Source organism: Deltaproteobacteria bacterium, assembly GCA_011773515.1.
GTDB lineage: Bacteria > Desulfobacterota > Deferrimicrobia > J040 > J040 > WVXK01.
In genome coordinates, this window is the sequence record WVXK01000057.1 from 38,163 (window position 1) to 62,569 (window position 24,407).

The following is a 24,407-nucleotide window of genomic DNA, read 5'->3' on the forward strand; positions in this document are numbered from 1 at the left end:
TAAATATTAAGCGAAAAAATAAAGAATCGGGTTCCGGGAAATTTCCTGGTAAGTTCACAAAGAACATGGTCGTGGTGCTGAAGGGGAGAGTTCGTGGGCTGATGAAGGGGATGAGGGGAAGAGCGCCCGCTTATTTTGTGCCGGGGTTTCGCCTAGGTTGCCTTTTTCTTCGCCCCGGTGACTTTCTTCTCCTTCAGCGAGGCGGTGATCCGCCCGTCGTTAAACGTTCCCTGGTTCTCGATGACGCGAAGCATGTTCTCCTCGAGGGTGGGCCCTTCCTGCTGGTAAAAGATCCCGAGGTAGGTTTTCTCCCGGGAAAGGGCGAAGCCCAGGGCCTCGTTCATGTTCGTCAGGTCCCTCCCGTCGGGAAGTTTTTCGCTGATTTCGTAGTACCGCTCGTAGGTCTCGTTCTTGTTGAAGGTGACGCAGGGGGAATAGATGTGGATCATGGAGAACCCTCTGTGCTTCATGCCTCTTGCCACCATGTCGTTCAGGTCGTCGGGATACCCCGAAAACCCGCGCGAAATGAAGGTCGCGCCGTGAACCAGGGAGAGCGCGACAGGGTCAAGGGGCCTGCTCGGATTACCGTAGGGAGTCGTCGAGGTCTTGTCCCCGTAGGGGGTGGTGGGAGCCACCTGTCCCTTCGTCAAGCCGTATACCGCGTTGTCCAGGAGCAGGTAGGTCATGTCCACGTTCGATCGCGCCGCGTGGGGGAGGTGGCCGCCGCCGATGCCGAGGCCGTCGCCGTCGCCTCCCACGACCATCACCTGAAGTGACGGGTTTGCCAGCTTGACTCCCGTGGCAACGGGGAGGGCCCTGCCGTGGACGCCGTGAAGACCGTAGCACTTCACGAACCCCGGCATCCTGCCCGAACACCCGATCCCGGAGACGATCACCAGCTCGTGAGACTTGATATCCAGCTCGGACATGGCGTGGTAGATGGCGTGGAGTGCGGCGAAGTGCCCGCAGCCCCCGCAGAATATGGGCCTCAGCCTGCCATGTTTCTCGACGAGCTTTTTCTTCCGTACCCTTGCCAGGCTTACGAGTATCTCATCCTTTCTCTTTACCCTGCTCATGAGTCCAACCTGCCTTTGATCATTTTTTCCGCATCGCCGGGCCTGACCGGCTCGCCCGAGGGAAGGTGAACCTCCTCGGCGCTCACTCCGTAGTGCCCCTTGATGAACCTGGCGAACTGGCCGAACTGGTTCTGCTCGGGAATGATGATTTTTTCGGCCCGGGAGAGCGCCTCCTCCATGATATCCTCGTGTTGCGGATAGATGGTCTTTACCTTCGCCAATCGCAGACGGTAGCCCTGTTCGGTGAGCCTCTCCACCGCCTCGAGAACCGATCCGAATGTGGAGCCCCAGGTAAGGAGGAGATTCGGCGCATCCTCGTCCCCGAAAAATTCGGGCGGCGGCAGATCGGCGAGCATGGCGTCGAATTTCCTGAAGCGCTTCTCCGCCAGCTCCCGGTTGACCTCGATGTCGTAATTGGGCGCTCCCATCTCGTCGTGGCCCAGGCCCGTGGCGGTATAGGAGATCCCCTCCTCTCCGGGAATGACCCAGGGAGATACCCCGTCGGGCGTGACCAGGTAGCGCATGTAATCTTGGGGTCTTCCGGCGTAGGCCAGACGCGTAGAAGCTCTTTTCTCCTCGAGGGTGTCTGAGGGCACGGCGACGTAGGACATGCCGAGCATCTTGTCGGAGAGGACGATGACCGGGGTCTGGTATTTCTCCGCCACGTCGAGGGCATCCTGTATGATGCTGTAACACTCGCCGATCGTCGCCGGCGCGAGCACGACCCTCGGGCTGTCCCCGTGGCCTCCGTAGAGGGCGAGGTTCAGATCGGCCTGCTCGACCTTGGTGGGGAGTCCCGTCGAGGGCCCTCCCCGCATGGCGTTTATGATCACCATGGGGGTTTCCGTCATGACGCCGAGATTGATTATCTCCGTCATGAGCGAAAGCCCGGGGCCCGAGGTGGCGGTCATCGCCCGCTTTCCCGTGTAGAATGCCCCGAGAACGGCGCCGATCGCCGCGATCTCGTCTTCCGTCTGCAGGAGCACGCCGCCGTATTTCGGGAGTTTCAGGGCCAGGTTCTCCATGATCTTCGAGGCCGGAGTTATGGGATAGCCCGCGAAGAACGCCAGGCCCGCATTGATGGCACCCGTTGACATGGCGTCGTTGCCCGAGGTGATGGTGTATTTTTCCCCCGCGTGCGGGGGGGGCTCGAGCTCGATTTTTTTGTACTCGATGTCCTCGTACTCGTACCCGCTCATGAAGAGGGCGATGTTGTTATTGAGGACCTCCTCGCCCTTTCTGGCGAAGAGCTCCTTCAGGATCTCGATCATCTCCGCCGGGGGGAAATCCAGCAGCTTCGAGAGAAATCCCACGGCCACCACGTTTTTCCCCAGCTTTTTCCCCGTTGCCTTCTGCGCCTCGTACTCGAGGGGCACGCCGTAGCACCGCATGAGGTTTCCCGCGTGGTTGGGGATCGATTCCATGTCCTTGACCGTGATCCCGGGTTTGCTGTCGAAAATGATTATTCCGCGCTCGGAGAGGTCCGGTATCTGCTCGATTGCAAAGAGGTTGTTCAAGCCGATCAGGACGTCCGATGCGTCCGACTTCGCCGCCACGTCCCGGGTGGAAATCCTCACCTCGGAAATCGATTTGCCAAACCCCCTGATTTCCGCGGGAAAGGTGTCGTGGATGAGGATGTAGTAGCCGAGACGGACGAATGCCCTCGCGATCAGCGCCCCCGTTGCCAGGGAACCGTCGCCGGCGCCGCCTGTTGCCTGAATGGTGATCTCTTTTCTTTTCATCAGTCCCACCACCTCGCGTAGAGTTCGCGGCCGAAGATGGTGTATGGCTTCATTTTATCGATGTCGAGCTTGATGAGCAGCTCCCCGGCCATGTTCTTGCCCGCCACGGTGCCCTGCGTCCGCGCGTTGGGATATCCCAGGTTCACCCAGTAGCGCTTGAGGGCGGGGTGATAGATCTCCGCACAGTCTCCTGCGGCAAAAACGGACTCCGACGTCGACTGCATGTAGTCGTCAACGATGACGCCCTGGTTCAGGTAAACCCCTGAATCATGTAGAAAATCGACCTTCGGCGCGAACCCTCCCGACGCGAAGACGATCTCGGCCTCCATCGTTTCCCCCGATAAAAGCTCTACCCGGTACGTGTCCATCCCGTCTTTTTCGATCCTGTTGATATCCTCGCCCTCCTCTAATATGATGCCCGCATCGGTGATAAGTCTTCTCAGCTGCTCGTTTTCCTCCTCGGGAAGCGAAGGGTAGTTCAGGCGCCTGTCCGGCGTGACCAGCGCCACCTCGAGGCCCGATCGCAGCAGCACCCTGGCAAGTTCGAGGGCGTTGAACCCCTTTCCCCGGAGCACGGCACGTTTCGCCCGGGGGATCAGGCTCTTTATCTTCAGCGTGTCCTCCAGGCTGGAAAAGAGTGAGAGCCAGGGGGAGTACTTCTTCAGGTGGGCCGGGATGATCTCCCTCCTGCCGACGGAGATGAGGATCGCGTCGTATGCGAGCCTCTCGTTGTTCGAGAGGAAGACATATTTTCCATCGACGGAGAGCTTCAGCACCTTCTGGCCCCTCCGCAGGCGTATCCCCTTCTCATCGAAGAAGTCTTCGCCCTTGATCAGGATTCCCAACTCGTCCTTCGTGCCGAGAATCACGTCGCCGAGCAGGAAGCGGTAGTAGGGGAAGTCGGCCTCCTCGTCCACGAGCGTTACGGAGGCGTTCCCGTCCTGCTCCCTGATTGCCAGGGCAGCGGCCACGCCGGCCACGCCCGCTCCGATAATGACGTACTTTCTTTTCTTCCCGGGCATTTAGTCCCCTCTTTCTGTGAGTGGACGGACCTTTGCCACGGAGATGCAGTCGACCGGGCAGGCCCGTATACAGTTGCCGCAGCGGATGCACTCGATGTTGTCGATGACGACCGCCGCGACCTCATCCCAGCCGTTGGCCTCGAGGACTTCCATGGAGCCGTCATCGTCCACGTTCACGTCGCTTGCGAGAAAAATGCACTTTCTCGGCATCGCCTCGATGCAGGCGCAGCAGTAGATGCAGCGGTCGATATGGATCTGGTAGTCGTGGTCGCAGAGGTAGCATCGCCTGGCTTCGAGGAGGGAAGTGTCGTCGTTAAAGCCCTGCTGCACCTCGGCACGCATGTCGAACCTTTCCTTGAGTTCGAGGGTCGGCATGTGCTGGAGCTCGATGAAGTCGTAACTCCTCTCCCTGCCCGTATCGGGGCCCGGGAGGTCCTTTATCGACACGGCCACCTTCAGGGGCTTTTTCCCCGTCAAAAACACGTGGATCCTGTCTGCCGCCATCTTTCCTTCGGCCGTTGCCTCGATTATGTTCGAGGCGCCGGTCCGTACGTCGCCGCAGATAAAGACGTTCTGCCTGCCGAAACGGAAATCTTTCACTTTTTTCTTGTCCATGAAGCCTTCAAGGGGGGCTTTTTCCGCGCGCTGGCCGATGGCGGCGATGAGGTAGTCCGTTTCGATGACGAACTCGGACCCTTCCACGGGAACGGGACTTCTCCTCCCCGACGCGTCTGCCTCGCCCAGCACGTTCCTCACGCACTTTACGGCCTCCACCTCCCCCTTCCCGTTCCGCATCACCTCAACGGGAGAAACAAGGTAGGTATCCTCGATTCCCTCGACCTCCATCTCTTCGAGCTCGTGCTTGTCTATGTACATTTCCGCCTGGGTCCTCCGGTAGATGAGCTTCACTTCCTTTCCCCCGAGGCGGACCGAGCTTCTCACGCAGTCTACGGCGGTGAAGCCCCCGCCGATCACGAGCACCCGTTCGGGAACCCCGTCAATGTCTCCCTTGTTGACCCTCATCATGAAGTCCAGGCCAAGGTGAACCCCCTCCCCCTCCTCGCCGGGGATTCCCAGCCTGACGGTCTCCATCGTGCCCAGCGCGGCCACGACGGCATCGTACTCCCGGGAGAGGTCAGCTAGAAAGATGTCCTCGCCCAGGGTCACGCCGGTCTTCAGGCCGACGCCAAGGCTCAAAACGGACTGTATGTCGAAGTCGGTGACCTCCTTCGGGAGGCGGAACTTGGGGATTCCCAGGGTCATCATTCCCCCGGGGATCTTTTCTTTCTCGTAGATGGTTACCTCGTGCCCGAGAAGCGCCATGTCGTTCGCGCAGGCAAGACCGGCAGGTCCCGATCCGACGACGGCGATCTTTTTCCCCGTGGGATCCTCCCTCTTCCAGCTCTTCGAGACGTCGAACCTTCCCCTGTCCCAGGCCACCCTCTTCAGGTAGCAGATCGCGACGGGGTCCCCCAGGCCCTCGTACCCGTGCCTGCAGGGGGCTTCGCAGGGACGCGTACACACCCTGCCCAGGATCCCCGGAAATATGTTGTCCCTCCGGTTGATCTCGTAGCTCATCGCGTACTCGCCCTGTGCTATGGCGTCGATGTAGGCAGGTATGTCGGTACCCGCCGGGCAAAATGTCCTGCAGGGGATGTTCTTGGTGAGCCATCCCACGTCCTTTCTGTCTCTCGAAAGATATTCAGACACTTGGTTCACCTTGCGTTTTGCGTATTTTTCAGGAAACCCTGTTCATTCGGAATCGAGCGCAAATTTATCCGCGGGCACGCGACATACCGGGCACAGTTCGGGAGGGGCGTGACCGAAGTGGATGTGCCCGCAGATGAGACATCGCCACTTTTTCATGACTCATATCACTTCATTTTAGCAAGAAGGTCCCCTTCTTACTCATTTATTTCGCTCATTTTTCCCGGTTCGGACCGCCCTCGAACGTGCTCGGTCTTTTCGCTTCACCGTTTTTTTGTTCACCTCGCCCTGTCCTTCTCTCCCGCGATCAGCGAGTCGGGGTCTTTTCTGATCCTCTTCACCGCAAACTCGGAGAGCAGGAAGGGAAAGTCGCTCCCCGACGAGGTTGCCACGTACCGGTCCTCTTTTTTCTCGAAGAGAGAGAGGGCGAACTCGCCCGCACCCCTGAGGGTGAGGGTGAAGAGGGGATTTTTCAGGTCTTCTTTCGTTTTATCTTCTACGAACCCGTCGCATCGAAGGTTTTTCGCCGTGTCGATGATCTCCTCCACTTCTGTATCCACGGCGCTTTTTCCGTCAGCGGTTATCCACCGGGAATGTTCTTTTCCTTCCCCTTCGCCCTGCTTCTCGTTGCTCGTTTCTCCCTCCGCGCTGGAAGGGGGTGGTGCCGGTTCCGGCCGCATAAGGAAGGTTATCTGCCTTTTTCCCTCGGAAAGGGATATTTCCTCGACCTCGCCGTCAATCTTCAGGACGCTTTTGTCGCGAAGGGCCAAAACGTCTTTGTCGAAGGTGCCCTTCAGGTTTCCACTCGCGTGGTAGACCCGGTGGTCGTCGCCGATCCGAACGAAGGTGTGGCGGCGGGAGGGCGCCGTCTTCCCGATGTCCATCTTTCGCAGTGCGCCCCGGGGGCCGGCTATTTCCACGGAGGTCCTCTGCTCGTCGTCAAGGTCGTAGATCCCGTAGTTCTTCGATTCAGAGGCGAGGGCGGTCAGCGCGGGGGAGCCTACCGCGTCGATCATGTCCTTGACCTTCCCGGGGTCGGCCGGGTATTTCTGGGGGAGTATCACCCACCGCTCGTAATCCCGCTCGAGGGTTATCTCAGAGGATCCCTTTCGTATCGTTATTTTCGCTATGTCCGGTGCGGCTATCTTTTCCAGCGCCGGCATCGCGTAGTGGGTCTTCCCTCTCTTCTGGAGAAAGATATAGAGCGACAGCGCCGCGATGACCGCAATCAGTATGAGGAACTCCCTTTTCACTTTCATGATCCGCGCCCCCGTCACGCTTTGCCGAACATTTCCTGGACCATCCGTTTTCGCGATTTGCGCCTGAACCAGACAAAGAGCCCCGCGATGACCACGATCACGGGAAGCCCCACGATGTTGGCCGTCTTGACGAAGGTCCTCGTTGCGGGCCCCACATCCATCAGGGGGTTGAACCGCTGGGCCTTGGTGCGCATCACGGCGTTGTCCTCCCTGTCGTTTGCGTAATCGATGACATTCATGATAAATTGCGCGTTCGGGCTCCTGCCCTCGTCGTCCATGACGTTGTTCTTCAGGATTTCCGAGGTCCCGATGAGAAAGATCTTACCCGGCTTGCCTTTTTCGATGGTTTCGGCCGTGGTCAGGAGGGTGGGTGTAACGCCGCCTTTCGCCTTATCGGCAGCACCCTTCCCGGCCGTCCCTTCCCCCTCGGTCTCCTCCTCCTTCACCGGGACGGGCCTGTCGGCAAAATAGCTCGGGAAGGGGCCTTCGAGGGTATAGGCGATTGCCATCTGCCGGTATGCATCCTCCTGTGTTGGCGGTTGCATGAACAGGGGGTTTTGGTTTATCCCTTCTGCCATTTCCCAGGACCTCTCGGAGGAGGAGAAGAGCTTTTCCGCCTTGAGGCCGGCTTTCTTTATTTTTTCGTCTTCTATCTCCACCGGTGATGCCTTCAGCATGATCAGGCCCTTGATGTTTTTCAGAAAGGGTACGTCATTGTTGATGAACTCGCTTTTGATGATCGGCGCGAAGTAGATGGGCCGCTCTCCTCCGCCGAAAGCCCGTGAGATGCTCTGCTTGAAGCAGTTTTCATCCATGATGTAGGACTTTTTGACCGTTATCCCATAATGGGCCAGGAGCTTTTCCAGCCCCGTCTCGATTGGCCTGGAAGCCGCCGGTCCGCCTCCCATCGCCATCCCCCCCTGTGGTGCCGACTCTTCGAAGGGGTCGAGGAAGATAGCGAGGTTTCTCCCCTTCATCAGGAACTGGTCGATCTGGTAGAGGTCATAGTCCGTGAATGGCTCTCGGGGGCCGGCGATGATGAGGGATCGTATGCCCTCGGGGATACCCTCCTCTTTGATTTTTACCGGGGTGACCGTGTACTCCGCCGAAAGGAGACTGCCGAACCGGGACAGCGGCTCCGTCCCCGGCTGGCCGAAAGCACCCTGGGTGGTTTCGAGGGGATGGGTGCCGTGGTCGGCGAGGTACCCGGTCTTTTCGTTGACGTCGATTATGTTTTCGATGGTGTTTTCGATGTCCCCTTCGAGCTCCTCCATTTCCGCGAGGAGGTACTGCGTTCCGAAGACGGGGATCCGTACCACCCTGATGAGGGGTATCTCCTCCCTCCTGTCGCCATGCCCGACGATGATTCCCGCGTACCCGCTGTCGGCCGGTATCGTCCTGCCCTTTCTGTCTTTGAATTCCTCCCACCTGAGGGAGAGGATGTTGTGCCCTTCCGCCTCCCTCCTGCCGTCTGCATCCCGGCTCGGATCGAGGTGCGAAAATGCGAGCCTGCCGTAGTTCTTTTCGTTCAACCGGGAAACGAGCTTCTCTGTTTCACCCGGGAGGTCGGAAAGGCCGGCAAGGTTCATGTAGGGGGCCACGACCTCGAGGGAGGAGGAGAGGAACAGCTTTACCGAGATATTTTCCTTCAAGGACAGGAGGGCGCTGATCTTGTTGTTCATTTTCCTGATTGTCGATGTTACCTGGAACTCGAGCCCCTCCGTGGAGGTGATCGTGGGAATGGTTTCGATGATATCGCCGTGTATGAAAACCATCCCCATGTGGGCCGTCTGAAACTTCATCTCGTCCTGCTCTATTTTCTGTATCTGGACGGGGAAAACGCCGTAGTTCCGGGCGGCCTCCTGGTTTTGCCGGGCCCTTTCGTCGCCATCACTGGAGACGTTGAAGAACTCGTAATTGAAATATCTGTTTCCGGCCACGGCATACTCCTGCAGCAGGTCGCCGAGGTAGCGCTCGATGTTGTTGTACGGCGCGGGGAGGTTGCCCGTGAAGAACACCTTGATCGTGAGGGGTTCGGAAAGGGTTGCAACGGCTTCCCTGCTCGCCCGGGACAGCGAGTAGACTCGGCTGGAGGTGAGGTCGACCCTGAAAAAGAGGGTCGCGCCGGCGACGTTTACCAGGACCACGACGATGGCGTACATGATGAACCGGTAATACCTGGTAAGGTTGAGGGCTCTTCTCATGGCCGGCCCCTCACTTCTTTTCCTGGATTACCAGGTGGGTCAGGTAGAGCATGACGAAGCAGACGCTCAAAAAGTAGAGAACGTCTCTCGAGTCCAGGATCCCCCGGGAAATGTTCTGGAAGTGAAAATCGGCGCCGAGGAACTGGAAGACGCTGAGGGCTGCCTCGGGGAGGAAGAAGAGCATCTTGTCGACGAGGGTTGTAACGATGCAGATGGTCATCCCGACGATGAAGGCGATGATCTGGTTCCGGGTGAGCGATGAGGCGAAGAGCCCGATGGCCGAGAATGCCGCGCCAATGAGCATTGCCCCCGCGTAGCCGCCGATCCATGGGCCGATGTCCAGGTCCCCCATGAAGGAGATGAAGATACCGTAGGAGAGGGTGGGGATGAGCATGAGGACGACGAAGGAAAAAGCGGCAAGGAACTTCCCGATGATGATCTCCGCGGAAGATACGGGCATGGTGGAGAGCAGCTCGAAGGAGCCCGTGTTGAACTCCTCGGAGAAGAGGCGCATGGTGACGGCGGGGATGACGAAGGAAAACATCACTGGAAGCAGGGAGAAGAAGCTCCGGAGCTCCGCCTGATTGAAGAGGAAGAAGGTGGAGAAGAAGAACCAGCCGGACAGGATGAGGAACAGGGAGATGACGATGTATGCGATGGGGGAAATGAAGTACCCCTTGAATTCCTTGACGAATATGTGGGCCGCGTTTTTCATCGCTGGCCCTCCCGGGTCAGCTCCCGGAAAATCGTCTCGAGGGCCCGTGTATCCCTGCGAAATTCCAGAAGGAGCCAGTTCCTCTCCCTGATAATGCGGTAGATGTCGGGACGCAGGTCCCCTTCATCGCTGATGGAGAGGGAAAAGTCGAGGATCCCGTTTTCGAAGCTGTTCAGCGTCGTTTCCGTGACGCCGGGCAGCCCCTCGAAGGCGTTTTTGACCTCGTAAAAGTCTGCGTTCTTCAGGGAAACGCTGACGGTGTATTCCCTTCCCGTTCCCTCTTTCAGCTCCTCCGTCGCCCCGTCGGCGACGATCCTGCCCCGGTTGATTATGACGACCCGGTCGCAGGTGGCCTCCACTTCGCTCAGGATGTGGGTCGACAGGATCACGGTCTTTTCCCTGCCGATTTCCTTGATGATGTCCCGGATCTCGACGATCTGGTTCGGGTCGAGCCCCGAGGTGGGCTCGTCCAGCACGAGTATCTCGGGCTCGTCCATCATGGCCTGCGCGAGGCCGACCCGCTGCTTGTACCCCTTGGAGAGCTCCTGCACGGGCTTGTGCATGACCTCTGAAATTCCGCACAGCCCGGCCACCTCCCCTATCCTGGATTCTTTCCTTTTTCCCGACAGCCGCCTCACATCGGCCACGAAGGCGAGGAAGTCGTACACCAGCATCTCCGGGTAGAGGGGGGCCGATTCGGGAAGGTAGCCGATCATTTTCTTGATTTCCAGCGGGTGCTCGTGAATGCTGTAATCGTTCACGTAGATGCTTCCCGACGTGGGCTGCAGGAAACAGGTGAGAATCCGCAGGGTTGTCGTCTTTCCGGCGCCGTTTGGCCCGAGGAGCCCGATGATTTCTCCCCGGGCAATCTCGAAACTGATCCCGTCCACGGCCCGGACGCTGCCGTAGTGCTTGGTGAGCCCATCAATACGGATCATGGATCTCTCTCTCTTTCCAATACGGTGCCGGTTTGCATTTTCGATGGGTGATTGATGTCTGACCGTCTATCGACCCCTTTTTTCAATGATAGTGAAGGTTCGGGAGGAAATTTCCCGTTCCCGGTAATATAGTATACCCCCCATTGCCCTGTCAAGCGGTGACACGTGCGGCTCCTTCCCTCCTAGATACCCGACGCCTCCCGGATGCTGCGGGCGATGGCCGAGATATCCTCGTCGCCGTATCCCCGGGCGATCAGCCCCGTCTCCGCCTGCGCCACGCTGGCAGCCACGGGCATAACGACGCCCAGCTCCCGTCCGATTTCAAGGGCGATGTCCAGGTCCTTCCGGTGAAGCCTGAGCCTGAATCCCGGGGGGTAGGTGTTGTCGATCATGTTCCCGGAACGGTTTACGAGCGCCCAGGAGCTCGCAGCCCCGCCGGAGACCGCCCGGACCACTTTTTCCATGTCGAGCCCCGCTTTCAGCCCCAGCGCGATACCCTCGGCAACGCTGAAGTAGGTGCCTGCCACGATGATCTGGTTGATGGCCTTGGTGAGCTGACCGGTCCCCACCGGCCCGGTGTGGGTGATCGTGCTTCCCATTACGGCCAGCACCGGTCCCGCCCGTTCCACGTCTTTCGCCTCCCCCCCCACCATGATGGACAGGGTTCCCTTCCTGGCCCCCTCCGAGCCGCCCGAGACGGGTGCATCGATCATCTGAACGCCCTTTTCCGCGAGCCTTTCCGCTATGCGCCGGGTGGCGCGTGGGCTGATCGTGGACATGTCCACCACGAGGGCCCCCGGTTTCGCACCGTGGATTACCCCTGCCTCTCCGAGGATGACGTCTTCCACGTCGGGGGTGTCGCTGACGCAGGTGATGACCAGGTCGCAGCCCCCTGCCGCGTTACGGGGCGTCAGGGCCCGTGACGCCCCCTCTCTGGCCAGGGGCTCCTCCTTTTCCCTCGTCCGGTTGTGCACGGTGAGATCATATCCCGCCTTGAGGATGTTCAAAGCCATGGGTGCTCCCATGGTTCCCATGCCGATAAAGGCGACTTTCATAGGCACCTCCTTCGCTTCTTCACACACGATAGTTGTATCACCCTCCGGGCCGGGAATCCAGCCGTCCCGTGGAGCCCGGTTTGCCGCGGCTCCTGCCCGCCGCCGATCCATTCGGGGCATCTCACGGGGTCGCACCGGTGTGCATCTTTCCGATTTCTCGAGCCGGGCAGTTCCGTGATAGTATTGGTGAAATGCCGGGAAGAGGTCTTTGCCGTGGCGCTTGAGAATGGGGAAATGATGGCAGGTTTCAGGGCCCATGTCTCCCTGGGGCGCACGGGCCTTGCCGTGAGCAGGCTCTGTATCGGGGCATCATACGGGGCCCCCGCTGCGGCCCTGGAGAGAGCCTACCACGAGGGCGGCGTCAACTTTTTCTATTGGGGAGCCATCAGGCGCCGGAGCATGAGAGATGCCATACGGAACCTGGTGCGCCATCAGCGGGACCGGATCGTAGTAGCGCTCCAGTCCTACGATCACCTGGGGTACCTCATGGAAACCTTCCTGAACAGGGGGCTTCGTGCGCTCTTGATCGAGCGTGCCGATATCCTCATCCTTGGCGGATACAGCAGGGTCCCGTCGGAACGCGTCATCGACGAGGCGGTGAGACTCAGAGATCGGGGGGTTGTCCGGTATCTCGCCCTGTCGGGCCACAACCGCGCCCTTTTCGGCGCGCTTGCCCAAAGGGACGATCTTCCCATCGACGTCTACATGATCCGCTACAACGCCGCCCACCGGGGAGCGGAGAAGGATGTATTCCCCCACCTGCCCCGGGAAAACCGGCCCGGTATCATGGCCTTTACGGCAACCCGCTGGGGGAGCCTGCTCAAGGCGAAGCGGATGCCCCCGGGCGAGCGGCCTCTGACCTCATCGGAGTGCTACCGCTTCGTTCTCACGAGCCCGTACGTGGACGTCTGCCAGACGGGGCCGAGAAGCGAAGGAGAGGTGGACGATGCCCTCGCCACCCTCGATGGGGGGCCCCTCACCGAAGCCGAGATGGCCCGGGTCCGCAGGATCGGTGATTACGTGTACCGGATCGGGAAGAGGTGAGGGCTGATCAGGGACGAAAGTCTTCGCTGCCGCCGAACCGGGCTGCCTCCCATCCCAGGATCGCCTTCTTTCTCGCCGGTCCCCCGCCGTAGTTGCCGAAGGCCCCGGTCGACCTGATAACCCGGTGGCACGGGATGAGATAGGCGACAGGGTTCTGGCCCACGGCCGTGCCGACGGCTCGGGCGGCCCCGGGGAAACCGGCACTTTCGGCGAGATCACCATACGTGACCAAGGCCCCGGGAGGTATGTGCAGCAGTGCCTCCCAGACCCGGATCTGGAGGTTCGTCCCCGCAAGGTGGAGGCTTATCGGGTATTCGCCCTCCCTCCGGTTCCGGGAAAAAATCCTCATTATCAGGGGACGGGTACCCTTGCGGTCCTCCCGGAATGTTGCCCCGGGCCAGCGCAGAGTGAGATCGGCAAACTTCCGGTCAAACTCTCCCGGTGGAATGAACGTGAGCCTGGTAACCCCGCGCTCTGTGGCGGCGATCAGGCATTCTCCGAAGGGGCTGTCGTAAACTCCGTATCGGATGGTCGATCCCCCCCCGAAATTCTTCACCTCACCCGGCGTCATGGCGTGGACGCTGACCATGAGGTCGTGGAGGCGTCCGGGCCCCGACAGGCCCGCATCGATGGCCGCTTCGAGGACGGTTCGAGATCTCAAGAGGATTCCCCGTGCATATTCAGCGGTCAGAAATTGAAGAAACCTCTCCGGGCTGACGCCGGAAAAGCGCCTGAAGAGGCGCTGAAAATGGTATTCGCTCAGTCCCACGTGCTCTGCCACCTCGGCGAGGGAGGGCTGGCCCCCGGTTTTGCCCTCGATGAAGCGTATCGCCTTTTCCACTCTCTCGTAATCCCTGGTCAAGGAGCTCTTTGAAATCGATTGCCGGCTCATAGTTCAATGGTGGGCGATAGAGGGGAAAGAAGCAACCCGATTCTTGCTCTTCTTGCCGTTCCTGAAATTCGCAGCCGCTGCTCGCCCCGCCCGGGGGCCGCTCCCGATAAATAGCCTATGACGAATTTAAGCCGCGGGTTACAATGTCCTCGTGGAAGGGTTGTCATCTCAAATCAGCGGGAGGGAGGAAGGATGAAGAGAGTAGGGGGAGTTTTCCTGCCGGTTCTCGCCCTTGTGCTGCTGTTGGCCGCCACCTCCGGGGCCGGCGTGATGCTGGTTGACCGGAGCGGAAGCAGGACCCTCATATCCGGGGGCAAGTTCAAGGAGGTCTCGGAGGAGGATGCGCAGACGATGATCTTCGATGTGAACAGCGGGGTGCTGACCATCGTCGATCGTGAGCGGCAGGCATACAGCAGCGGGACGGTCGACGAGTTCTGCAGCGAGGCCTCCGGGGCGATCGGGGCAGCCATGGAGGGGATGAGCGAAGAGGAACGGGCTATGGTGCGGCAGTTCATGGAGATGGCGAAGCAGAAGAAACCGCAGGCTCCTCCCGATGTGAGGGTGACCGGAACGGGAAGCGGCGGGGAGATTGCGGGGCTTCCCACGACGAAATACCGGGTCGAGGTCAACGGCGCGCTCTTCGAGGAGATCTGGCTCACCGACGACGAAGCGATCCTGAAAGAGTTCAGGAGCTTGAGCAAGCTTGCGGACATGACGTCGAAGATGGCCGGCTGCACCCTGGGAGAGGCGGGCCTGGACGTCTCGAGCTCTCCCTATGCCACCCCGCAGTTCAGGGAGCTCTTCACGAAAGGATATCCCCTCAAGATGCGCTCCTACGGGGAAGGCTCGGTGTCGGACCAGGAGGAGGTCGTGGAGGTCAGAAAGGAAGCCATCCCCGACTCCGAGTTCGATCCGCCCGGCGGGTACCGGAAGATCTCCTTCGGGGAGATGCTGCAGCAGGAAAGGTGACGGCAAAGCCGAGGACGCTTGCCGGCATCTGAAATAGAAAGGGTGCCAGATTTCCCGACACGGGAAGGGAGGCGAGCGTGATCTGCCTGGTTCGCTATCGTGCCGCGGAAGGTTTCTCGAAGAGAGGTAACCTGTCCGGGGCGTTTTTGCAGGGGATTCTCTTCCCTGATTTTCTGACGGGGAGTTTTCAGCTCGAAAAAATTTTTCTTCCCTGGGTTCCCCCGGCTGCCGTGGAGGTGGTGAGGCCGTGAAGATCCTGATCTACGGCGGCGGAGCGGTGGGGCTCGGCGTGGCGAGCTGCCTCATCAAGTCGGGCCAGGAGGTGGACGTCATCGCCCGTGATCACACCGCCTCGCTCCTTTCCGGGGAAGGGCTGACAAGAGAGGGGATCTTCGGCACCCACCATGCGGGGCCGGGAACCTTCCGCGCCTGTCTCTCCCTCGACGATCTTCCCGGGGGCGCCTACGACTTCGTCATCGTCAGCACGAAGGCCCACGATTCAGAGGAAGCGGCGCGGGACCTCTCCTCCCACCCCCGCCTGCTGGGAGCCAGCGGCAACATCGTCCTGTTCCAGAACGGCTGGGGAGGCGCCCAGCTGTTCACCGCCTTCTTCCCGGCCGAACGCGTCTTCAATGCCCGCGTGATCACCGGCTTTATCAGGCCCCGAAAGAACCGCGTGGTGGTGACCGTTCATGCCGACGCGATCCGCATCGGGAGCCTGTTCGCCGACGTGCCTTCCGGCCTGGATGCCTTCTGTGAGGCGATGTCCGCCGGGGGGATTCCCTGTTCCGTCGCCCCTTCTGTCGGCAGGGACCTGTGGGCAAAGATGCTCTACAACTGTGCCCTCAACGCGCTCGGGGCCATATTCGAGGTCCCCTACGGGGTGCTCGGCGAGTTTCCCCATACCCGGGAGGTCATGGGGAGGGTGGTGGAGGAGGTTTTCCTGGTCATGCAGCGCACGGGCAACGAAACCCACTGGGACTCTGCCACCGATTACCTGGACGCCTTCTACGGGACGCTGCTTCCGCCCACGGCCGAGCACGAGTCCTCGATGCTCCAGGACATCCGGGAGGGGAAAAAAACGGAGATAGATTTTTTGAACGGGGCCGTCGTTTCGCTGGGAAGAGATGCGGGCGTGGACACCCCCGTGAACCTGGTGCTGTGGGATATGGTGAAATTTTTGGAGGCGCGCTCCGCCTCCCGCTGAACGACCCGGCTCTCTACCTAACCTACTGAAATAGTTCCGCTTTATATGTTCAATGATTTTCCGTGAAAAGTCGGTCAGGGGGGAGTACGGGTGGAAGAGCCTGCCAATTTTGTGGAAAAATTCCCCAATATAATATATATTTAATTATAGTGGAAAAGCCGGATCGAGGGAGGGCGGTCCCGCCATGAAAGACTTGAAATGGCACAAAAGTATTGGATTTAAAAGTGTAATGTCTGTGGGAATCACCGCGGTCCTCGTCAACGGCCTGTTTGGATACCTGACCCTCGCCATTCAGGGGCGGCATTTAAACGATACCATCCTGCGATCGGCCACCCAGATGAGCGAGACCATAGAAAAATCCATCAAATTCGACATGCTCGAGAACAGGAAGGAGAATGCCTACCGCATAATGCGGACGATAGCCGACCAGGAAGGGATCGATCGCGTGAGAATATACAGCAGCGAGGGCAAGATCATCTTCTCCACCGACAAGAGAGAGTTCGGGTCGATGGTGGACAAGAAAGCCGAGGCGTGCTATGGCTGCCATACCGAGGAGAAGCCGCTGGAAAAGCTCACCACCTCAGATCGGAACCGAATCTTCACCTCCCCCGCAGGCTTGCGGCTTCTCGGCATCGTGAACCCCCTCTCCAACGAGAGTGAGTGTTTCTCCGCTGCCTGCCACTTCCACCCCGAGTCGCAGAAGGTTCTCGGCGTCATCGACATCACCATGTCCCTCGAGGAGATAGACAAGGAGATTGCCATAACCCGGAATCGGGTCATTTTGTCGAGTGCGCTTTCCATCATAGTCATATCGACGATCATCGCGATTATATTCATGCGCCTCATCGGCAGGCCCGTCCGGGAGATCATCAAGGGGCCAAGGAGGGTTGCCGGCGGAGACCTGGATTACATGATACCGATTGCCACGGACGACGAGATGGGGTTTATCGCACAATCCTTCAATCGCATGACCCAGAACCTGAAAAGGGCAAACGACGAAATCCACGACTGGATCAGGACCCTGGAGAGCAAGGTCGAGGAGAGGACGAAAGAGCTCAACGAGGCGCAGTTTCAGCTCATCCAGTCCGAAAAGTTAGCCGCCATCGGAAAGATCGCCGCCACCGTCGCCCACGAAATCAACAACCCCCTGAGCGGCATCTTCACCTACGTGAAGCTCATGCAGAGAAAGATTGTCGAGGGGCACGTGGGAGATGAGGACATCGAGAAATTTGGCGGGTACCTCTCGTCTATGAGCAGGGAGATCGAGCGAACCAGGTCCATCGTGGGGGACCTCCTCGACTTCACCCGGCCCAAGGAGCCGTCGAGAATAGAGACCAACATAAACAGGGTCATCGATGAGTCGGTCAGGCTCATCACGAACGAGATACGCATCAGCAACATCAGGCTGGAAAAGAGCCTGGAGCACCTTCCCAAAATCATGGTTGACCCCTCCCAGATCCAGCAGGTCTTCGTCGACACCATGGTCAACTCCTGCCAGGCTATGGAGGAAGAAGGGCTTCTCACGATACGCTCATTTTATCTTGCCGAGAGCGACGAGGTGGTCGTTGAGATCATCGACACCGGGGTGGGGATCTCACCGGAAAATCTGTCGAAGATATTCGATCCCTTCTTTACCACCAAGACCAGGGGAACGGGCCTGGGCCTCTCCGTCGTGTACGGGATCGTCAACCGGCACGGCGGGAAGATCGAAGTGGAGAGCGAGGTGGGCAGGGGGACGCTGGTGAGAATCCGGCTCCCGGTTGAAGCGGGAGAGAAACGATAGGAGCCAGGGCTATCTACATCAGGCCCATAGAGGCTGTTGACGACGATGTTGTCGGCTGGTTGCGGCAGGATATTAACAGGTTTCTCAACCTGCCCGTGGAGGTGATGGAAGTGATGACCGCATCTCCGGACTGCTTCGAGGAAAAGAGGAAGCAGTATAATTCCACGAAGATCCTGGGTGAGCTGCTCCGGGAGATCCCACCCGATGCCCTGAAAGTTCTCGGGCTCATCGACAGCGACATTTCCATACCGATTCTCACCTTTGTTTTTGGCGAGGCCCAGCTTGGCGGTCAGGCAGCCATCGTCTCCCTGACCCGGCTCCGCCAGGAATTCTACGGCATGGAACCGAACCGGCAGATCTTTCTCGACCGTCTCCGCAAGGAGAGCTTCCATGAGCTCGGCCACACCTTCGGCCTCTACCACTGCACGGAGGATGCCTGCGTGATGAAGCTATCGAGCACGATCTTCGACGTCGACAGGAAGGGGAGCACGTTCTGCAGGGATTGTTACCTGGCGATGTTTTCAAAAATGCAGGAAGGAGGATAAGGGATGGAAAAGAAGGTACATATCATGATCGTGGACGACGAGGAGATCGTGCGCGAATCTCTGACGAGCTGGCTCCGGGAGGACGGGTACAGCGTGGAGGCCGTGGAGAGCGGTTTCAAGGCACTCGAGCGGCTTCCATCACGGGACTGGACCCTCCTGCTCATTGACCTGAAGATGCCCGGGATGGACGGGATTCAGCTCTTGGATGAGGTGAAAAAGGTCCGGCCCGACCTGATGATGGTCATCATGACGGCGTATGCGACCGTCGACACGGCAGTGAAGGCGATAAAAAAGGGAGCCTATGACTATCTCGTGAAACCCTTCGAGCCGGAAGACCTGTCGATCACGGTGAAGAAGATAATCGAGCACAAGAGTCTCATCGAGGAGAACATCTACCTCCGCAAAGAGCTGAAGAAGCAGTACCGGCTGCACGACCTGATCAGCAAGAATCACCGGATGATGGAAATATTCGAGCTCGTCAGGTCCGTGGCGAAGAGCAACTCCACCGTTCTGATTCAGGGGGACAGCGGGACGGGGAAGGAACTCCTTGCCCGGGCGATTCACGCCGAGAGCCACAGGAGGGATGGGCCCTTCGTTTCCATTTCCTGCGGCGCACTGACCGAATCCCTTCTCGAGAGCGAGCTCTTCGGCCACGAGAAGGGCTCCTTTACCGGTGCCGATGCGAAAAAGAGAGGGAAGCTCGAGCTCGCGCAGGGGGGAACGCTTTTCCTGGATGAGATCGGCGACATAAGCCTGAAGTTACAGATGGATCTCCTGCGGGTCCTGGAGCAGAAGGAGTTTCGGAGGATCGGCGGATCGGACCTGATCGCCATCGACGCGCGCATCGTGGCCGCCACGAACAGGGATCTGAAAAAGGCAATCGAGGACGGGTCTTTCAGGGATGACCTCTATTACCGGCTGAATGTCATATCGATACAGATTCCCCCGCTCCGGGAGAGAAAGGAGGATATCCCCCTCCTGGTCGAGCACTTCGTGGAAAAATTCAACGTGGAGCTGGAAAAGAGCATGACGGGGGTGAGCGAGGGAGTCATGGGTATGCTCATGGACTATGAGTGGCCGGGAAACGCGAGAGAGCTGAGAAACGTGATCGAAAGGGCGATTGTCGTCGCGAAGGGAAAAACGATCGTTGAATCCGATATCAACCTCCCGATCACCCCCCGTGGCCGGGTGGGGCGGGGGCGGTCCCTCGAAGATGTGGAGCGGGAGCATATCAGGCAGGTGCTGCTCGAAAACAGGTGGAACATCAACAGGTCGGCACAGATCCTCAGCATCGACCGGGGAACCCTGTACAACAAGATCAAAAAATTCAACCTGAAAAGGGATACCGCCGGGCAGGTGAGCCACTGAGACCGGCCCTTCCTTGATGGGAAAACGGCATGTGTGGAAAATATCCATACGGTGCTGTTTTTTTCAACTTGCTAACCACTTGATATATATAAAGAAATGACGGTTCCGCGGGAAGTGTGGAAGAAAGCCACAGGTTCGTCCGGATGGCTCTCAGGCAGCCGCGCCCCCTTATTCCTGAAATATCTATTGTTTTCAAGTAGTTGTAAAGTTATCGCGCCCATGTTCCGGGCTGGCACGGTCATTGCGAATGAAGAGGGTAGAAACGGTTGGTCGGGAGGCGAAAATGGGATACGCGATAATATTTGTCACCTATCTCGTGGTTGCCCTGATAGCGGCGGCAAGAACCGGGCCCGCTGAAAGCGATGGAGCCGTGAGGGTGCACCTTCCCTAGTCAGTGGCGTTTTCCTCTCCTGCCCGAGGGATGCGGGTCGTCATTTCTGAAGGAAAGGGGGTAGACATGAAAGGGGATACCTGCCCGTTTCTCGAGGTAAAGACGGTCATATATTGCAAGGCCTTTCCCGTCAAGAAGATGATACCCGTCGAGCGTCTCTCGTCTTCCCGGGGCCTCTGCGGGACCTCCCATTTCCAGGAGTGTTCCCATTTCAAGGAGGTAAGCTGCGCCGAGAGAGAGACGCAGAATGTCAGGGGGTTCCTCATCAAATCGGACTACTATTACCACCCGGGGCATCTGTGGGTCTCCTTCCCGGAAGACAGCGAAAACGACGTGAGGGTGGGAATCGATGATTTTGCCCAGAGGATCATCGGGAAAATAGACAAGGTTTCCCTCCCCCCGACGGGCACGGCCGTGAAGGAGGGAAGCGTATGCTTCCTGCTCCACTCCGGCAAGCGCAAGATCCGCATGGCGGCTCCCGTGACCGGGATCATCAAGGAGGTCAACGAAAACCTTGTATCCCACCCTGCCGTCATCAACGAGGATCCTTACTGGGAAGGATGGGTGCTCAGCGCACGGCTGACCGGGGACGGGATCAAGGGCCTGTTCTACGGGAGCGCAGCTCAAAACTGGCTCAGGTGGGACGCCGAGCGGCTCATGAGGGTGTGCGCGGTAAACTTCGGCATCACGGCAACGAACGGGGGTGAGGCGGTTTCGAATATCAGCGCCCAGCTGAGCACGCAACAGTGGAGCAAGATCGTCGGCATTTTCCTGGAGTAGGGGTATGGATTGCAATAACGGGGTCAACGCGAACCGGCAAAGGAGGTGAGAACAATGGTCCCCATCCTTGTCATATTGACATTTGCTGCCTTTATCCTGGTCCAGATTGCTCTCGAGAAGAGGGCCGAGGTGAGGGCAAGGGAGCTGGCGAGCCAGTACGGCGAATCTCAGGAGCTTGCCGTGCCTCCACGGGTATCACCCGCCCTTTCGGGGTATGCGATCCCGGAAGGCGTGTTTCTCCATCCCGGGCACACCTGGGCCCACCTGGGGCTCACGGGTGAGGCGAGAGTGGGAATCGACGACTTTGCCCGGATGATCGTGGGGGACATAGACGGTGTTCTGCTGCCGCGGGAGGGCACCCGGGTTGCGCAGGGGGGCAAGCTGTTTGCCCTGGTCAAGGGGAAGCGGGCGATCGATTTCGTGTCTCCCCTTGACGGTATCGTCCAGGTGGTCAACGATTACGTCGAGCTGTCGCCGGAGCGGATAACGAACGACCCGTACCAGTCCGGATGGATACTCGAGATCAGGCCCACCAATTTCGTAAAGAACATCAAGCGGCTCAGGATAGCTGCCGAGGCGGCCAACTGGTTCCAGAGGGAGATGGAGCGGTTTTCGGAATTTATCGACCGTCACATGGGACGGCAGCGGGAAGTGGGAGTGACCGCCCGGGATGGTGGCGCCTACCTTTCGGGCATCGTCGAAAAAATGGACGACGAGCTCCTCAAGAAGCTCGGGAGGGCCTTCTTCGGTCTGTAAGGGGAAGAAAATTACCGTGTCAGGCCTTCCCCGGGATATGAGAGCGGTCCTGGCGGAACCGGAAGAAAGGAGAGGAAGCAATGAGCGTGAAGAGGAGAGATTTCCTGAAGATCGCCGGATGCGCGGGAATGGCACTGCTCGGCGTAAGTGATGCCCGTGCCAGAACAAAAGAACCGGATCCCGAGTTTTCCGCTATGCTCATTGACACGACGCTTTGTGAGGGCTGCCGCAGCTGCGAAGAGGCCTGCAACGAGAAGAACAGCCTCCCCGATCCGGCGACGCCGTTTGATGAGGGGAGCGTGTATGACAGGAAAAGGGATACATCCATCGGCGCCTACACGGTAATCAACCGGTTCCCGAACCCCCGGGATCCCGGCAGCCCCATATACGTGAGGAGGCAGTGCATGCACTGCAACCAGCCCGCCTGCGCGTCGGCGTGCCTTGTCAAGGGGCTCGAGAAAACGCGGCAGGGGCCGGTCATCTATAACAAGGAGCGGTGCATGGGCTGCAGGTACTGCATGATATCGTGCCCCTTCGACATACCGAAATTCGAGTATGACAGCCCGTCGCCCTTTATCAAGAAGTGCACCTTCTGTTACGACAGGCAGAGGCAGGGGAAGATTCCCGCATGTGCGGAGGCGTGCCCCACGGAGGCGACCCTCTTCGGGACCAGGAGGGAACTTGTGGAGGTTGCGAGAAAGCGCATATACAGGAATCCGGGGAAATACGTCCCCCACATATACGGTGAGCATGAAGTTGGGGGCACCGGCTGGCTCTACCTCTCTGCAATCCCCTTCGACCAGATCGGTTTCAGGACAGACCTGGGCGTGAGGCCCTACCCTGAGCTGACGTCGGGGTTTCTCTACGGGGTTCCCCTGGTTTTCGTGCTGTGGCCGTCCATGCTGCTTGCCTTGAACCACTTTTCGAGAAAGAAGGGGGAGAGAGGCGATGAAGGGAAAGACTGACACAGGAAGTAGCAATCCGGGGCCGGCGCCGATTCTTCTTCAGAAGGCAGGGGAATTCATCCGCTTCTTCCTCGGCGAGCTCAGGCCGAAAGGGAGGGTGCTCACTCCCTTCAACGTCATCAGCGGGGCGATCATACTGCTCGGCGCCGTGCTCGTCGTGATCCGCTTTGCCAGGGGGCTCGGCGCGGTGACGAACCTGAACCAGGACTACCCCTGGGGCCTCTGGATCGGCTTCGACGTGGTGACGGGGGTGGCCTTTGCCGGCGGCGCATACGTGCTCACCTTCGTCGTCCACGTCCTGCGGTTCAAGAAGTACGAACCCATTGTCCGGGCCACGGTTTTAAACGGTTTTCTCGCCTATGTCTTCTACGCCGGCGCGCTCCTCCTGGACCTGGGCCGCCCCTGGAACGTGATCAACCCGATCATCGGGAAAGCCTTCGGCCTCAGCTCCGTCCTCTTCCTGGTGGCGTGGCACTTCATGCTCTACATGATATGCGAGTTCGTTGAATTCGCTCCTGCCGTTGCAGAGTGGCTGAACTGGAAGAGGGTGCGCAGGTTCGTCATGAGCCTGACCATGGGAGCCGTCATATTCGGGATAACGCTCTCAACGCTCCATCAGTCGGGCCTGGGGGCTCTCTTCCTCCTCGCCCCGTCGAAGATTCACCCCCTCTGGTATTCGGGGAGCATACCCGTTCTCTTCTTCATTTCGAGCATATTTGCGGGTCTCTCCATGGTCATCATCGAGAGCTCCATATCCCACAGAATTTTCAACAGCCAGATCGATGGCGAGCACCGGGCGTCCCATGGCGAGATAGTCCTGGGACTCGGAAAAGGGGCAGCCTGCGCCCTCTTCGTGTACCTGTTTCTCAAAATCATCGATTTTGTCCACGGCAGGCACTGGGACCTGATCCCTACGCCCATGGGGTACTGGTACCTCCTGGAGACGGTGGGATTCGTGCTCGTTCCTGCAGGCCTGTTCGTTTACGCGGTGCGGAAAGAAAGCGTCCCCATGGTTCAGTTCACCGCTGTCCTGGCGGCCATCGGGGTCGTGCTGAACCGGCTCAACGTCTCCATCATCGCCTTCAAGTGGTACGAGCCGGTGCGGTACGTTCCCTCCTGGATGGAGGTGGAGATAACCCTCGCGGTTATCTTTCTCGAGATCTGGGTCTTTCGGTGGGTCGTGAACAGAATGCCCGTTTTGCGGAAGTACCGCGAACCGGAAGGTGAGCCGGTGAAAGAAGCGGAGGTGGTGAAATGGAGACCTTCACATATGTAGACATCTATGCGACGAAGGGAATCGAGTACATCATCGTCATTTTCTTTCTCTTCATTGTTATTTTCTTCTGGCGCTTCATCTGGCCCCCCCTTCCGGAGGCGGCAGAGGAGGAGCTCTTCCCTGGAGCGGGGGAATGGTTCCACGTTCCGGAGGGGTACTATTTCCACCAGGGGCACAGCTGGCTGCGAAGAGAGCGCCCGGACCTGGTAACCGTCGGGCTCGATGATTTCGCCCAGAAACTGCTGGGGAGGGCTGATAATCTCCGGCTTCCCGGGTCGGGTGCCACCATCCGTCAGGGGGAGGTAGGGTGGAGTATAGATGTCGCTTCGAAGACCATCGATATGCTCTCCCCCGTCGATGGGGAGGTCGTCGCTTTGAACGCCGAGGTGATGGATTTTCCCGAGATCGTGAACCAGGATCCCTACGGGAGGGGCTGGTTGATGAAGATCAGGCCCACGAGGCTCTCGGGGAACCTCACCCACCTGCTCTCGGGAAGGCTGGCGAAGGACTGGATCGAAGGGATCGTCGACTTTCTTCGCGAGAGTGTGGGGGGAAGCCTGGGGCCCGTGTATCACGACGGCGGACAGCCCGTATCGGGTATTGCCCGGGCTCTCTATGGTGACCGGTGGCACGAGCTGGTTGAGGAGGTTTTGCGAACGGGCGAGGAGGTTTGAGCCGTGGGGTCACCGCCGGGAAGAGACGGCAGGCCGGAA

General features: G+C 59.1%; 22 protein-coding genes. 12 read left to right on the top strand and 10 right to left on the bottom strand.

Features of this window, described 5'->3' with window-relative positions:
• Positions 1–152: 152 nt before the first annotated feature.
• The 9 genes from GTN70_06060 to GTN70_06100 all read right to left on the bottom strand — a co-directional run bounded on the left by GTN70_06060 (position 153) and on the right by GTN70_06100 (position 11,718).
• On the bottom strand, positions 153–1,076 hold the full coding sequence (locus tag GTN70_06060; protein ID NIO16548.1) for a 2-oxoacid:ferredoxin oxidoreductase subunit beta: 924 nt from the start codon (positions 1,074–1,076) through the stop codon (positions 153–155).
• The gene (locus tag GTN70_06065) at positions 1,073–2,818 is read right to left on the bottom strand and encodes a 2-oxoacid:acceptor oxidoreductase subunit alpha (GenBank protein NIO16549.1); all 1,746 of its coding nucleotides are present in this window, start codon (positions 2,816–2,818) and stop codon (positions 1,073–1,075) included. The genes GTN70_06060 and GTN70_06065 overlap by 4 nt, the downstream gene beginning before the upstream one ends.
• The gene (locus GTN70_06070; GenBank protein NIO16550.1) at positions 2,818–3,840 is read right to left on the bottom strand and encodes an FAD-dependent oxidoreductase; all 1,023 of its coding nucleotides are present in this window, start codon (positions 3,838–3,840) and stop codon (positions 2,818–2,820) included. The genes GTN70_06065 and GTN70_06070 overlap by 1 nt, the downstream gene beginning before the upstream one ends.
• Complete coding sequence (locus GTN70_06075) at positions 3,841–5,550, bottom strand: FAD-dependent oxidoreductase (protein NIO16551.1); 1,710 nt, start codon at positions 5,548–5,550, stop codon at positions 3,841–3,843.
• 275 nt (positions 5,551–5,825) lie between these two features.
• Complete coding sequence (locus GTN70_06080; GenBank protein ID NIO16552.1) at positions 5,826–6,806, bottom strand: DUF4340 domain-containing protein; 981 nt, start codon at positions 6,804–6,806, stop codon at positions 5,826–5,828.
• A gap of 14 nt (positions 6,807–6,820) precedes the next feature.
• Entirely contained in the window at positions 6,821–9,010 is a 2,190-nt protein-coding gene (locus tag GTN70_06085; protein ID NIO16553.1) for a hypothetical protein, read from the bottom strand.
• A 10-nt stretch (positions 9,011–9,020) separates the two neighbouring features.
• Positions 9,021–9,725, bottom strand: coding sequence for an ABC transporter (locus GTN70_06090; protein NIO16554.1), 705 nt, complete (start codon positions 9,723–9,725; stop codon positions 9,021–9,023).
• Positions 9,722–10,663: an ATP-binding cassette domain-containing protein gene (locus GTN70_06095; protein ID NIO16555.1), complete on the bottom strand. Its 942-nt coding sequence runs from the start codon at positions 10,661–10,663 to the stop codon at positions 9,722–9,724. The genes GTN70_06090 and GTN70_06095 overlap by 4 nt, the downstream gene beginning before the upstream one ends.
• A gap of 182 nt (positions 10,664–10,845) precedes the next feature.
• The gene (locus GTN70_06100) at positions 10,846–11,718 is read right to left on the bottom strand and encodes an NAD-binding protein (GenBank protein ID NIO16556.1); all 873 of its coding nucleotides are present in this window, start codon (positions 11,716–11,718) and stop codon (positions 10,846–10,848) included.
• Positions 11,719–11,892: 174 nt separating this feature from the next.
• Between GTN70_06100 and GTN70_06105 the strand changes: the two genes are divergently transcribed.
• Entirely contained in the window at positions 11,893–12,762 is an 870-nt protein-coding gene (locus GTN70_06105) for a hypothetical protein (GenBank protein ID NIO16557.1), read from the top strand.
• 7 nt (positions 12,763–12,769) lie between these two features.
• Here the strand turns inward: GTN70_06105 and GTN70_06110 are convergent, their stop codons facing one another.
• Complete coding sequence (locus GTN70_06110; protein NIO16558.1) at positions 12,770–13,654, bottom strand: methylated-DNA--[protein]-cysteine S-methyltransferase; 885 nt, start codon at positions 13,652–13,654, stop codon at positions 12,770–12,772.
• A gap of 192 nt (positions 13,655–13,846) precedes the next feature.
• Here GTN70_06110 and GTN70_06115 point away from each other — a divergent pair, with 192 nt between their 5' ends.
• The 11 genes from GTN70_06115 (at position 13,847) to GTN70_06165 (ending at position 24,368) form a co-directional block, all read left to right on the top strand.
• Complete coding sequence (locus GTN70_06115) at positions 13,847–14,623, top strand: DUF4412 domain-containing protein (protein NIO16559.1); 777 nt, start codon at positions 13,847–13,849, stop codon at positions 14,621–14,623.
• 77 nt (positions 14,624–14,700) lie between these two features.
• The gene (locus GTN70_06120; protein NIO16560.1) at positions 14,701–14,874 is read left to right on the top strand and encodes a hypothetical protein; all 174 of its coding nucleotides are present in this window, start codon (positions 14,701–14,703) and stop codon (positions 14,872–14,874) included.
• A complete protein-coding gene (locus tag GTN70_06125; protein NIO16561.1) occupies positions 14,871–15,830 on the top strand; it encodes a 2-dehydropantoate 2-reductase in 960 nt (319 codons plus the stop codon). The genes GTN70_06120 and GTN70_06125 overlap by 4 nt, the downstream gene beginning before the upstream one ends.
• A gap of 184 nt (positions 15,831–16,014) precedes the next feature.
• Positions 16,015–17,613 carry a HAMP domain-containing protein gene (locus GTN70_06130; protein NIO16562.1) on the top strand — a complete coding sequence of 533 codons (1,599 nt, stop codon included), beginning with the start codon at positions 16,015–16,017 and terminating at the stop codon, positions 17,611–17,613.
• Positions 17,610–18,158, top strand: a complete 549-nt coding sequence (locus tag GTN70_06135; GenBank protein ID NIO16563.1) for an archaemetzincin family Zn-dependent metalloprotease — start codon at positions 17,610–17,612, stop codon at positions 18,156–18,158. The genes GTN70_06130 and GTN70_06135 overlap by 4 nt, the downstream gene beginning before the upstream one ends.
• Before the next feature lie 3 nt (positions 18,159–18,161).
• Positions 18,162–19,526 (top strand): response regulator, encoded by a 1,365-nt coding sequence (locus GTN70_06140; protein ID NIO16564.1) that lies wholly within the window; start codon positions 18,162–18,164, stop codon positions 19,524–19,526.
• 457 nt (positions 19,527–19,983) lie between these two features.
• A complete protein-coding gene (locus tag GTN70_06145) occupies positions 19,984–20,697 on the top strand; it encodes a hypothetical protein (protein NIO16565.1) in 714 nt (237 codons plus the stop codon).
• A gap of 54 nt (positions 20,698–20,751) precedes the next feature.
• A complete protein-coding gene (locus GTN70_06150; GenBank protein NIO16566.1) occupies positions 20,752–21,453 on the top strand; it encodes a hypothetical protein in 702 nt (233 codons plus the stop codon).
• An 80-nt stretch (positions 21,454–21,533) separates the two neighbouring features.
• Positions 21,534–22,418: a 4Fe-4S dicluster domain-containing protein gene (locus tag GTN70_06155; GenBank protein NIO16567.1), complete on the top strand. Its 885-nt coding sequence runs from the start codon at positions 21,534–21,536 to the stop codon at positions 22,416–22,418.
• Entirely contained in the window at positions 22,402–23,694 is a 1,293-nt protein-coding gene (locus tag GTN70_06160; protein ID NIO16568.1) for a hypothetical protein, read from the top strand. The genes GTN70_06155 and GTN70_06160 overlap by 17 nt, the downstream gene beginning before the upstream one ends.
• Complete coding sequence (locus GTN70_06165) at positions 23,673–24,368, top strand: hypothetical protein (GenBank protein NIO16569.1); 696 nt, start codon at positions 23,673–23,675, stop codon at positions 24,366–24,368. The genes GTN70_06160 and GTN70_06165 overlap by 22 nt, the downstream gene beginning before the upstream one ends.
• Positions 24,369–24,407: the final 39 nt, after the last annotated feature.

Bases quoted from the DNA above. Each gene is read 5' to 3' on its own strand.
- GTN70_06095 (NIO16555.1), bottom strand. From the start codon at position 10,663: ATGATCCGTATTGATGGGCTCACCAAGCACTACGGCAGCGTCCGGGCC.
- GTN70_06140 (NIO16564.1), top strand. From the start codon at position 18,162: ATGGAAAAGAAGGTACATATCATGATCGTGGACGACGAGGAGATCGTG.
- GTN70_06160 (NIO16568.1), top strand. From the start codon at position 22,402: ATGAAGGGAAAGACTGACACAGGAAGTAGCAATCCGGGGCCGGCGCCG.
- GTN70_06060 (NIO16548.1), bottom strand. From the start codon at position 1,076: ATGAGCAGGGTAAAGAGAAAGGATGAGATACTCGTAAGCCTGGCAAGG.
- GTN70_06115 (NIO16559.1), top strand. From the start codon at position 13,847: ATGAAGAGAGTAGGGGGAGTTTTCCTGCCGGTTCTCGCCCTTGTGCTG.
- GTN70_06100 (NIO16556.1), bottom strand. From the start codon at position 11,718: ATGAAAGTCGCCTTTATCGGCATGGGAACCATGGGAGCACCCATGGCT.
- GTN70_06155 (NIO16567.1), top strand. From the start codon at position 21,534: ATGAGCGTGAAGAGGAGAGATTTCCTGAAGATCGCCGGATGCGCGGGA.
- GTN70_06070 (NIO16550.1), bottom strand. From the start codon at position 3,840: ATGCCCGGGAAGAAAAGAAAGTACGTCATTATCGGAGCGGGCGTGGCC.
- GTN70_06080 (NIO16552.1), bottom strand. From the start codon at position 6,806: ATGAAAGTGAAAAGGGAGTTCCTCATACTGATTGCGGTCATCGCGGCG.
- GTN70_06090 (NIO16554.1), bottom strand. From the start codon at position 9,725: ATGAAAAACGCGGCCCACATATTCGTCAAGGAATTCAAGGGGTACTTC.
- GTN70_06130 (NIO16562.1), top strand. From the start codon at position 16,015: ATGAAAGACTTGAAATGGCACAAAAGTATTGGATTTAAAAGTGTAATG.
- GTN70_06145 (NIO16565.1), top strand. From the start codon at position 19,984: ATGAAAGGGGATACCTGCCCGTTTCTCGAGGTAAAGACGGTCATATAT.
- GTN70_06150 (NIO16566.1), top strand. From the start codon at position 20,752: ATGGTCCCCATCCTTGTCATATTGACATTTGCTGCCTTTATCCTGGTC.
- GTN70_06110 (NIO16558.1), bottom strand. From the start codon at position 13,654: ATGAGCCGGCAATCGATTTCAAAGAGCTCCTTGACCAGGGATTACGAG.
- GTN70_06085 (NIO16553.1), bottom strand. From the start codon at position 9,010: ATGAGAAGAGCCCTCAACCTTACCAGGTATTACCGGTTCATCATGTAC.
- GTN70_06065 (NIO16549.1), bottom strand. From the start codon at position 2,818: ATGAAAAGAAAAGAGATCACCATTCAGGCAACAGGCGGCGCCGGCGAC.
- GTN70_06165 (NIO16569.1), top strand. From the start codon at position 23,673: ATGGAGACCTTCACATATGTAGACATCTATGCGACGAAGGGAATCGAG.